Origin of the sequence: Clostridium sp., assembly GCF_029267215.1 — a bacterium.
Taxonomy (GTDB): Bacteria; Bacillota; Clostridia; order Clostridiales; family Clostridiaceae; genus Sarcina.
On the sequence record NZ_JARIDH010000003.1, the window covers coordinates 1 to 11,239 of the forward strand.

The 11,239-nt window shown below is 28.8% G+C and carries 8 protein-coding genes and 1 rRNA gene; 1 reads left to right on the forward strand and 8 read right to left on the reverse strand.

Annotated features, from left to right (window positions below; genetic code table 11):
• From Q1K13_RS00135 to dnaA, 8 genes are all read right to left on the reverse strand, one after another.
• Window positions 1-197 (reverse strand): 16S ribosomal RNA (locus Q1K13_RS00135); the annotation flags it as partial.
• 584 nt (window positions 198-781) lie between these two features.
• On the reverse strand, window positions 782-3,295 hold the full coding sequence (gyrA, locus tag Q1K13_RS00140) for a DNA gyrase subunit A (protein WP_300346403.1): 2,514 nt from the start codon (window positions 3,293-3,295) through the stop codon (window positions 782-784).
• Window positions 3,296-3,316: 21 nt separating this feature from the next.
• Window positions 3,317-5,233 carry a DNA topoisomerase (ATP-hydrolyzing) subunit B gene (gene gyrB, locus Q1K13_RS00145; RefSeq protein ID WP_300346405.1) on the reverse strand — a complete coding sequence of 639 codons (1,917 nt, stop codon included), beginning with the start codon at window positions 5,231-5,233 and terminating at the stop codon, window positions 3,317-3,319.
• A gap of 247 nt (window positions 5,234-5,480) precedes the next feature.
• Window positions 5,481-5,741, reverse strand: a complete 261-nt coding sequence (remB, locus tag Q1K13_RS00150) for an extracellular matrix regulator RemB (RefSeq protein ID WP_003451015.1) — start codon at window positions 5,739-5,741, stop codon at window positions 5,481-5,483.
• A 13-nt stretch (window positions 5,742-5,754) separates the two neighbouring features.
• Window positions 5,755-6,840, reverse strand: a complete 1,086-nt coding sequence (gene recF / locus Q1K13_RS00155; protein ID WP_300346444.1) for a DNA replication/repair protein RecF — start codon at window positions 6,838-6,840, stop codon at window positions 5,755-5,757.
• 55 nt (window positions 6,841-6,895) lie between these two features.
• A complete protein-coding gene (gene yaaA, locus Q1K13_RS00160) occupies window positions 6,896-7,102 on the reverse strand; it encodes a S4 domain-containing protein YaaA (protein WP_300346446.1) in 207 nt (68 codons plus the stop codon).
• A 124-nt stretch (window positions 7,103-7,226) separates the two neighbouring features.
• Entirely contained in the window at window positions 7,227-8,327 is a 1,101-nt protein-coding gene (gene dnaN / locus Q1K13_RS00165; RefSeq protein WP_300346447.1) for a DNA polymerase III subunit beta, read from the reverse strand.
• A gap of 295 nt (window positions 8,328-8,622) precedes the next feature.
• The gene (dnaA, locus tag Q1K13_RS00170) at window positions 8,623-9,996 is read right to left on the reverse strand and encodes a chromosomal replication initiator protein DnaA (RefSeq protein WP_300346448.1); all 1,374 of its coding nucleotides are present in this window, start codon (window positions 9,994-9,996) and stop codon (window positions 8,623-8,625) included.
• Window positions 9,997-11,085: 1,089 nt separating this feature from the next.
• On the opposite strand from dnaA, the gene rpmH reads away from it, so the two are divergent.
• Entirely contained in the window at window positions 11,086-11,220 is a 135-nt protein-coding gene (gene rpmH / locus Q1K13_RS00175) for a 50S ribosomal protein L34 (protein WP_003451019.1), read from the forward strand.
• The last annotated feature ends 19 nt before the right edge of the window (window positions 11,221-11,239 follow it).

Sequence of the window (11,239 nt, forward strand, 5' to 3'; positions counted from 1 at the left end):
GATGATGCCATCTCTCAATGTTATGCGGTATTAATCTTCCTTTCGAAAGGCTATTCCACTCTATGAGGCAGGTTACCCACGTGTTACTCACCCGTCCGCCGCTAATCCATTTCCTGAAGGAAACTTCATCGCTCGACTTGCATGTGTTAAGCACGCCGCCAGCGTTCATCCTGAGCCAGGATCAAACTCTCAATTTAAAAGTTTAATCTATACTCATATTACTTGTTAAAAGAATTGCTGGTTTATATTAATATCTTCTGTTTAATTTTCAAAGACCATTTCTTCGTCGCCTTCAAGCGACTTCTTTAGTATATCATCACTTTCGAACTTTGTCAACATTTTTCTTCAAAAACTTTTTAACTTGTTTTTGAAGTTTTGTTTTCGTTGTTGCTATTCATCAGCGACAAGTAATATATTAACACAAAGTCTTATAATAATACATTTATTTAATCTTATATTTTAATATTATATTATAAATTCTCTAATTTTCTTCCTTTTTATTCATTTTTCTTTTATTGATACACTAGGTAAAGTTTATGTATTGATAATGCTTTTTAATAAGCTTTTTAATTATTTTTCTATTTTAAAACTATTAAAACTATAATTAAATTTAAATTTTACTATTAAATTTTCTTAAATTTATTAATTATCAATCTAAAAATAACTTTATAACTTATAATTTTCATAATTACGTATAGTTTTATTATTAAAATATAATATAAGTTTATATATAATACAAAAAACCCTTAGAATTTTAAAATTCTAAGGGTTTAAATTATTTCTACTCTTTAACTTTAGTTTCTAATTCATCTGAAACTTCATTTTTATCTCCATCTGCATCATCAAGCAAGTTTAATTCTTCAACTTCTTCTTCATCACTTCCAGATATTTTAGCAATAGTTACTACTGCTTCTTCCTCTAAAGTTCTCATAAGTTTAACTCCCATTGCAGATCTACTAGTGACTGATACTCCACTTACGTTAATTCTTATAGCAACCCCTTGATTATTTATAAGCATAAGCTCATCATCCTCTTTACATACAGTAGCACCTACAACTTTACCAGTCTTATCTGATACTTTGTATGTAATAAGACCTACTCCACCTCTGTTTTGAACCTTGTATTCTTCTAGTTTAGTTCTCTTACCATAACCATTTTCACTTACAACTAATAGTTGTTCACCTTCAACAGCTATATCCATACAAACAGCTATATCACCATCTCTTAAGTTAATAGCTTTTACTCCAGATGCTGTTCTTCCCATTGGTCTAACATCTTTTTCATTAAATCTTATTGCATTACCATCTTGAGTTACAAACATTATATCCGCATCCCCATATGTTATCTTCGCTCTTAGAAGCTCATCACCTTCTCTAAGATTTAATGCTATTAATCCATTCCTTCTTATATTCTTAAAGTCACTTAATGGAGTTTTCTTAACTATTCCTAGCTTAGTACCCATAAATAAGTATCCTTTATCCTGAATATCTTTGAATGAAAGAACAGTTTGTATTTTTTCATCAGCTTCTAAAGGTAATATATTTACAAGATTTGTTCCCTTAGCAGTTCTTCCTGCATCCGGTATTTCATAAGCCTTAATTCTATATACCTTACCTTTAGTTGTAAAGAATAATAGGTTTGAGTGAGTTGATGTTACAAGTACATGTTCAACAAAATCATCTTCTTTTGTTGTCATTGCTTGTATTCCCTTACCCCCTCTCTTTTGAGCTGAATAAACATCTGAAGATATTCTTTTAATGTATCCAGTATGAGTAAGAGTTATTACAACATCCTCTTCTTGTATTAAATCTTCTATATCAATTTCATTTTCTTGTTTTTCAATCTGAGTTCTTCTCTCATCTGAATACTTAGCTTTGATTTCTAAAAGTTCTTCTTTTATAACTTCTAGTAATCTTTCCTCACTAGCTAAAATATCATTTAAGTAATCAATTAACTTCATAAGCTCATTGTACTCATCTTCAATCTTATCTCTTTCAAGACCAGTAAGTCTTCTAAGTTTCATTTCTAATATTGCATTAGCTTGTTTTTCACTAAAACTAAATCTCTCAATAAGAGTATTTCTAGCTATTTCAGTAGTTTTTGATCCTCTTATTATGTTTATAACTTCATCAATGTTATCAAGAGCTATTATTAATCCTTCTAATATGTGAGCTCTTTCATTAGCTTTGTTAAGTTCAAATTGAGTTCTTCTTGTTATAACATCTTTTTGGAAGTTTATATAGTGAGTTAAGACTTGTTTTAAATTAAGAATTTGTGGTTCATTATCAACTAAAGCAAGCATTATAACACCAAATGTATCTTGCATTTTTGTATGCTTATAAAGCATATTTAATGTTACATTAGGGTTTGCATCTCTCTTAAGTTCAATAACTATTCTCATACCTTCTCTATCAGACTCATCTCTTAGGTCTGATATTCCAGTAATCTTCTTATCTTTAACAAGATCCGCTATATATTCTATAAGTTTAGCCTTATTAACTTGATATGGAAGTTCAGTAACAATTATTTTATGTCTTCCATTTTCCTCTTCGATTTCAGCCTTAGCTCTTACAACGATTCTACCTTTTCCTGTTTCATAAGCAGCTCTTATTCCTGATTTACCCATTATTATACCTGCTGTTGGGAAATCTGGTCCTTTTATATAAGCCATTAATTCTAAGCTTGTTAATTCTTGATTATCTATAAGTGCTACTGTACCATCTATAACCTCTCCTAAGTTATGTGGTGGAATGTTAGTTGCCATACCAACAGCTATACCTGATGAACCATTAACTAAAAGATTTGGGTATCTTGAAGGTAATACAACTGGTTCTTTTTCTTCACCATCAAAATTTGGAGCAAAGTCAACAGTATTTTTATTTATATCTCTAAGCATTTCAGAAGCTATTTTATTCATTTTAGCTTCTGTATATCTCATTGCAGCAGCTGAGTCTCCATCAACAGAACCAAAGTTACCATGTCCGTCAACTAGCATATATCTTAATGAGAAATCTTGTGCCATTCTTACTAATGCATCATAAACTGAAGAATCACCATGTGGGTGGTACTTACCTAGTACTTCCCCTACTATTCTGGCACATTTTCTATATCCCTTTTCAGGATATAATCCTAACTCTTGCATTGAATATAATATTCTTCTGTGAACTGGTTTTAAACCATCTTTTACATCTGGTAATGCTCTACCAACGATAACGCTCATAGCATAATCTATGTAGCATTTTTTCATTTCTTTATTTATATCTATGGGTATTACTTTTCCCTCATTAAAGCTCATGTACTTCACCTCATATTAGTACTATATATCTAAATTGCTAACCTTCTTAGCATTCTTCTGAATAAATTCTCTTCTTGGTTCAACCTTATCGCCCATAAGAATTGTGAATATTTCATCAGCTGCCATAGCATCTTCTATGTCTGCTCTTAATAATACTCTTGATTCTGGATCCATAGTAGTCTCCCAAAGTTGTCCTGCATTCATTTCTCCAAGACCTTTGTATCTTTGTACATTAACACTACTATCCTTTCCACCAAATTCAGCTATTATTTCATCTGCTGCAGAATCTGAATAAGCATATCTTTCTTGTTTTCCTTTAGAAATTTTATATAGTGGTGGTTGTGCTATATAAACATGGCCTTGTTCTACTAAATCTCTCATGTATCTGTAGAAGAATGTTAATAATAGAGTTCTTATATGAGCTCCATCAACATCGGCATCTGTCATGATTATTATTCTGTTATATCTTATTTTTTCTATATCAAATTCTGGTCCTATACCAGCTCCTAAAGCAGTTACTATAGATCTTATAGTATCTGAACCTAAAATTTTGTCTAATCTTTGTTTTTCAACATTCATTATTTTACCTCTTAATGGTAAAATAGCTTGGAATTTTCTATCTCGTCCTTGCTTAGCTGATCCACCAGCTGAGTCTCCCTCAACTATATAAATTTCACATTCCTTAGGATCTTTTGATGAACAATCTGCAAGCTTACCAGGTAATGAACTTCTTTCAAGAACTGATTTTCTTGTAAGTTCTCTAGCTCTTCTTGCTGCCTCTCTTGCTCTTGATGCTAATAAAGCTTTTTCAATTATAACTTTACCAACTTCAGGATTTTCTTCTAAGAATGTTGATATACCTTCCCCAGATATTGAATCTACAGCACTTCTAGCTTCACTGTTACCTAATTTAGTTTTAGTTTGACCTTCAAATTGTGGCTCAGATATTTTAACAGAAACAACAGCTGTTAAACCTTCTCTTATATCATCTCCTGATAAATTCTTATCTGAATCTTTTAAATGACCAAATCTTCTAGCGTAATCGTTCATTACTCTTGTTAAAGCAGTCTTAAATCCAGCTAAGTGAGTTCCACCCTCAACAGTGTCTATATTGTTAGCAAAAGTAAATATATTTTCATTGAATCCATCATGATATTGAAGTGAAACTTCTACTGATATACCGTCCTTTAATCCTTCTACATAGATTGGATCATCATGTAATACTTCTTTATTTCTATTTAAATAGCTTACAAAAGATTTTATACCACCTTCATAGTGATATGACTCTTCTTTAATTTCTTCTTCTCTCTCATCGATTAGAGTTATATTAATTCCCTTATTTAAGAATGCTAACTCTCTAAGTCTTTGTGATAAAATTTCAAAATCATATTCTGTTTCTTCGAATATCTCAGCATCTGGTTTAAAGTGAACCTTAGTTCCGCTTCCTTCTGCTTCTCCTATTTTCTCTAAATCAGTAAGTACAGCACCTCTTTTATAAGATTGCTTCCAAACATATCCTTCTCTTGTTACAATTACTTCACATAATTCTGAAAGCGCATTAACTACTGATGCCCCAACTCCGTGTAATCCACCAGATACCTTGTATCCACCACCGCCGAATTTACCACCAGCATGTAAAACAGTCATTATAACTTCAACAGTTGGTCTTCCCATTTTAGGATGAATTCCTACAGGCATACCTCTTCCGTCATCAATTACAGTAATTGAATTATCTTTGTGTATGTAAACTTTTATATTCTTACAGTATCCTGCTAATGCTTCATCAATACTGTTATCAACAATTTCGTAAACTAAATGATGAAGCCCTCTTGAACTAGTACTTCCAATGTACATTCCAGGTCTTTTTCTTACAGCTTCCAGTCCTTCTAGGACTTGAATCTGACTAGCATCATAATTTTGCTTATTTTGCTCCAACATATAACTCCTCCTATATAGCAGCAATTTACCTTTTATAGGGTCTTCCGTGAATAATCTCAAACAACTTTTGTTGAAATTCCTTCAATCCTTCACACTTAACGTAAACATTATTTTAAGAGCTATTAGTTTAAAGGCTATGGGTTAACCCTTCCCAAATAAATATGGCAATCCTATTTATAAATAACTTTTTAAAACCTTAATAAATCTTTAGTTTTAATTAACCTCAAACTTATCTTTATTCAAAAATTTAAGGATTATAATTAATATCTGTACGCTTTGTTAATGTAGATGATGAAATAGGTGAAAGATAAACTTTACTCATTTTATCAATCTCTGCTATAACAAAAGATTTTGGCTTTTCATCAGTAATTCTTTCAACGAATCCATCCTCTTCAGCCATTCTTAAGAATTGTATAGTATCTGAACTATACATAGCAGTTTGTATATCAAATATACCTATTACATCCTTAACTGGAACTACTACATTCTCTCCTAAGTGTAGAAACACAAATACTCCTCCTTTAACATTGAATACGTCCATCTATAACTCTAAATACCTTTGAGTTTTCATCTAAATAACTAGTTAAATCTTCAATTCCTGTACATGTTATTACTGTTTGTATATTTCTTATAGATGTTAAAACATATCTTTTTCTATTAAAATCTAATTCTGATAATACATCATCTAATAATAACACAGGATATTCTCCTGTTATCTCTTTTATTATTTTTAAAGATGCAAACTTTATTGTAAGTACACTAGTCCTTTGCTGTCCCTGTGAACCATAAACCTTTGCATCAATATTATTTAAATAAATATTAAAATCATCTCTATGAGGTCCTATAGATGTTGCTCTCTTGTCTATATCTTTTTTTCTATTAAGTTCTAATAGAGATATCATAGAATCTTTAATATTATCTAAATCTTTTACAGTTGAAATATATTTAAATTCAATTTCTTCTTTTCCTGAAGTTATTTCTTTGTGGATTTCTTTAGAATATTTGTTTAACTGTTCTATATACTTTAATCTAGTTTTTATAATATTCTCTCCATATTGAGCCAATTGTATATCATAAATGTCTAGCATTTCCTCGTTTACATTTCTATTTTTAAGAACTAAATTTCTCTCATGTAGAACTTTATTGTATTGGACAAGATTATAATAATACTTTTTATTTAATTGACTAAGCTCCATGTCAATGAACCTTCTTCTTATTCCAGGAGACTCTTTTACAATCTTTAAATCTTCTGGAGAGAACATAACTACGTTAAACGTCCCAATTAATTCCCCAATTTTGCTTATTTTTATTGAATTTATACTAATAGCTTTCTTTCCGTCTTTTAAAATATTCACATCTATGATTTTATCTAATCTATCTTTATGAACATCTAACCTTATAAAAGCTCTGTCCTTATTCCATTTTATTAACTCTCTGTCTTTATTAGTTCTGTGAGATTTAGCAAAACCACAGTAATATATTGATTCTATTACATTAGTTTTTCCTTGAGCATTATCTCCTATAAAGACATTCACATTAGGACAAAGCTTAATTGATAAATTTTCATAATTTCTATAATTAATTAATTGCAAACTTTTTATATACATAAAAACACCTATATTTAATTATACCATATTCTTATGTTCTTTAGGCTATGTATCTTTAAATTAACTTATAAATTTCACCATTGAACTCTACAGTATCATCAACTCTTAATTTCTTTCCTCTTTGAGTGCAAACTTCCCCATTAACTAAAACTTCTCCATCTTGAACAAACATTTTAGCTTCTGATCCTAAACTTACAGCTCCACACCATTTTAAAAAAGAATCTAATTTTATAAATTCAGTATTAATCTTTACCTCTTGCATAATTATTCACTAGATGTATATACAAAATTATACATCTTATCTCCTTTCAAAATTAAAATAAAAAAATGACCTATGGTTAGTTTAGTATTTCTAAACTAACCATAGTTTTTAAAGTAAGTTAAACTTATTTTGCTATTCTTACTGGTAAAACTAAGTATTCACATGAATCATTGTTCTTATTTCTAATAATACAAGGAGATATACTACTTGTCATTCTTAGTTCTATTTTATCCTCTTCCATTGTTTTTAAAACATCAAGAAGATATTTTGAATTAAATGCAATTTGAATTTCTTCACCTTGCAGTTTTATAGATACTTCTTCTCTAACTTTTCCTAATTGAGAATTAGATGTGATTACTATATTTTCATCAGTTATATCAAACTTAACTAAATTGCTATTTCCTTCTTTAGCCATAAGTGAAGCTCTCTCTATACCATTTTGAAGAGATTGTTTATCAACTTCTATTTGTAATTTATGTTCTTTTGGTAATAAAGCATCATACTTTATGAATTCACCTTCTAAAAGTCTAGAAATTACTTTTGTATCTCCCATATTAAATAATATGTGATTTGGAGTGAAAGTAATATTTACTATTTCTTCTGAATCTTCTAGTATTTTTGCAACTTCATTTAAAGTTTTTCCAGGTATAACAGCATTAATTGTGTTGTTTGTATCTATTGATTCATTTCTAATTGCTAATCTATATCCATCTAAAGCTACTAAGTTTAATTTAGAATCTTTTATTTCAAAAAGTATTCCTTGAAGAATAGGTCTAGTTTCATCTTGAGCTATAGCAAAAGAAGTTCCCTTTATCATGTTTTTAAGAATACCTTGGTTTATTGAGAAAATCATGTTCTCATTTATTTTTGGTAAACTTGGGAAGTCTTCTGCATTCATATGTAATAAGTCGAATACAGATTTTTGACAAGTTATTCTTATTGCTTCTTCTGAAACTGTTTCTATTTTAATTTTATCGTTAGGTAACTTTCTTATTATTTCACCAAATATTTTAGCATCAACAACTAATTTTCCTGGTTCAGAAACTTCAGCTTCAAACTTAGTTTCTATACTTAGATCTTTATCTGATCCAATTATAGTTATTAAATTTTCTGTTGCCTCTATGTATAAACCTTCTAAGATAGGCATTGTTGATTTTCCTGTTATAGCTTTTTGTGCTATAGCTATAGATTCTTGTAGTTTATTTTTATTACATGTAAATATCAAAATTTAAACCCTCCTTTTAGGACTTATTCACATAAGTTATACACAGTGTGAATTATTATATAATAGATATATAAATAGATAATATATATAATAATAATAGTAATAGTATCTGTGGATTTGTGGATAAACTTCTGTAAGCTTTATATATCAATGGTTACAGAGATTTTTTGCTTGTGGATAACCTGTAGATTACTGTGAACAATTATCCACAATAAAATAACAGGTAAATATTAATTAACAAAATAATTCACAGGTTATCCACAGATATTATACAGTTATTATGTACATTTGTTAATTACTTTTGAGTAAGTTTTTTAGTAATATCATTTATCATACTTTGTAGTCCTTCATCTGTCTTCAAATTCTCAGAAATTTTTTCATATGCATGGATTACAGTAGTATGATCTCTTCCACCAAATTCTTCACCTATTTTAGGTAATGACATGTCTGTAAGTTTTCTACTTAAGTACATAGCTATTTGACGTGGATATGCTATATTTCTAGTTCTTCTTTGTGATTTTAAATCATCTATTCTTAAATTATAATAGTTTGCTACAGATTCTTGAATAGTTTTTACAGTTACAGGAGCACTTTCCTTATTAGATATTATGTCTTTTAAGGCTTCAGAAGCTAAGTCGACACTTACATCTCTGTTTGTTAATGAAGAATAGGCTACTATTCTTATTAATGCACCTTCTAATTCTCTTATGTTTGATTTAATTTTTGTTGCTATATAAACCATTACTTCATTTGGAACACTAAGTCCTTCAACATCAGCCTTTTTCTTTAATATAGCCATTCTAGTTTCAAAATCTGGTGCTTGAATATCAGCTATTAATCCCCATTCAAATCTAGATCTTAATCTGTCTTCTAAAGTAGGAATTTCTTTTGGCGGTCTATCTGATGATAAAATTATTTGTTTATTTTCTTCATGTAGAGCATTAAATGTATGGAAAAATTCCTCTTGAGTACGCTCTTTTCCTGCTATGAACTGAATATCATCTATTAATAAGACATCAACTTTTCTATATTTATTCCTGAACTCTTCATTTTTATCATCTTTAATAGCATTAATAAGCTCATTAGTGAACTTTTCAGAAGATACATAAACTACTTTTGCTTTAGGATTTTCTTGAAGAATATAATGTCCTATTGCATGCATTAAGTGAGTTTTACCAAGTCCAACACCACCATATATAAATAATGGGTTGTAAGCTTTAGCTGGTGATTCTGCAACAGCTAATGAAGCTGCATGAGCAAATCTGTTACTATTACCAATGACAAAAGATTCGAAAGTATATTTAGGGTTTAAAGTTGCAGACATTTCATCACTAACTATTATAGATCCATCAGTTTCTTTTGCTTTATCTTTTCTTTCTTCTTTTTGTTTTTCTTCATTTTCCTTTTCTTCTTCTAAATCAGATTCAAGGTAGAACTCTATTTTAAACTTTCTAGATGTAACTATCTTTAGAGCTTGAATTAATAAGTCCTTATATCTCGTATCTAGAATCCCTTTTGTGAATTCATTAGGAACAGATAGTTTTAATAAATTATCTGACATAAATATAGGAGTACAACTCTTGATCCAAGTGTTGAAGCTTATTTCAGAGATTTCTCCTTTTATTATATTAAGAGCTTGTTCCCATAGATTATTTAACTGGGCATCCATCTTCTATCCTCCAATCATAAATGACTTTTACTTTTAGTTATGCACATATAATTAACATATTAGATTACTATTTTACATTATGTGAATAAAGTTATTAACAGCCTGTTGATAATGTGGATAACTTTTAAAATAAAATATATATCAACAATAAGAAAAAATAGATGTTGTTGATATATATAAATGTAATAAACTATTGAAATAACAGGGATGCAATAGAATTTAAATAAAATGAAATAAAAGAATATACAAGTTATCAACAAGGTTATTCACAAGTGTGGATAAGTTGTTAAATATACTAAAGTTATTCACAATGCATTAATATAATACCATAAAGGAAGAGCATGGTTCAATAAGTTATCCACAAAAATCACAGCTGTTGATAACTTATTTTGTGTAAAATTAATTAATGATTTTTTATGGACTAAAAAATGAATTTCAAAAAAGGTTATTTATCTAAAATTTTAGACTGAATTTAGATTTTTTATAATTATTTTTGGAGAATACAGAGGGAGATTTGATGTTTTTAGTAATATTTAATGCAAGTAATATAGTATATACATATTTAATAGGAAAGTTAGTAACAGTTGTGACTTATTATGTGGATAACTTTTAATTTTACTTTATAACTATGTTATAAAGTCTATTTATATCTTAGTAAAGGTAATTTTTATTAATTTAAAATTTTGAACTTGAATATAAAATTTTAGGAGAATGTATACTTTTAGGAATATTTTAAATTTAAATTTGCAAATAATATTAAGTAATTGAATTTTTTATTAAAAGAGATCTATAAGTAATGATTTTTTTAAGCTTAGGAGATAATATTATTAAGTAAGCTTTTATGTTATATTAAAGAAGAGTTTTTTCTAAAGTTAAAAAGTCTTGGTTTTACACACAATTAATACACTTTATTATAAGAGATGTTTATAAGTTGTTTTGGTCGTTTTAACAAATCTTTAAGTGAGTTATTTTCTTGACAGAGCGCAACTTCAAAGATATAATTAAAAAGTAAAACCTAAATTAGCGAATAAGTAGAAAGCTTTTAGCTTTTTACTAGAATAAAATATTGGTTGAAGGGGGTGTATTTAAATGTTCATGACATATCAACCTAAAAAGAGACAAAGAAGCAAAGAGCATGGTTTCAGAAAGAGAATGAAAACTAAATCTGGAAGAAATGTTTTAAAGAGAAGAAGACAAAAAGGTAGAAAAAGATTAACAGCATAAGGGCCGCATTTTGTGGCCT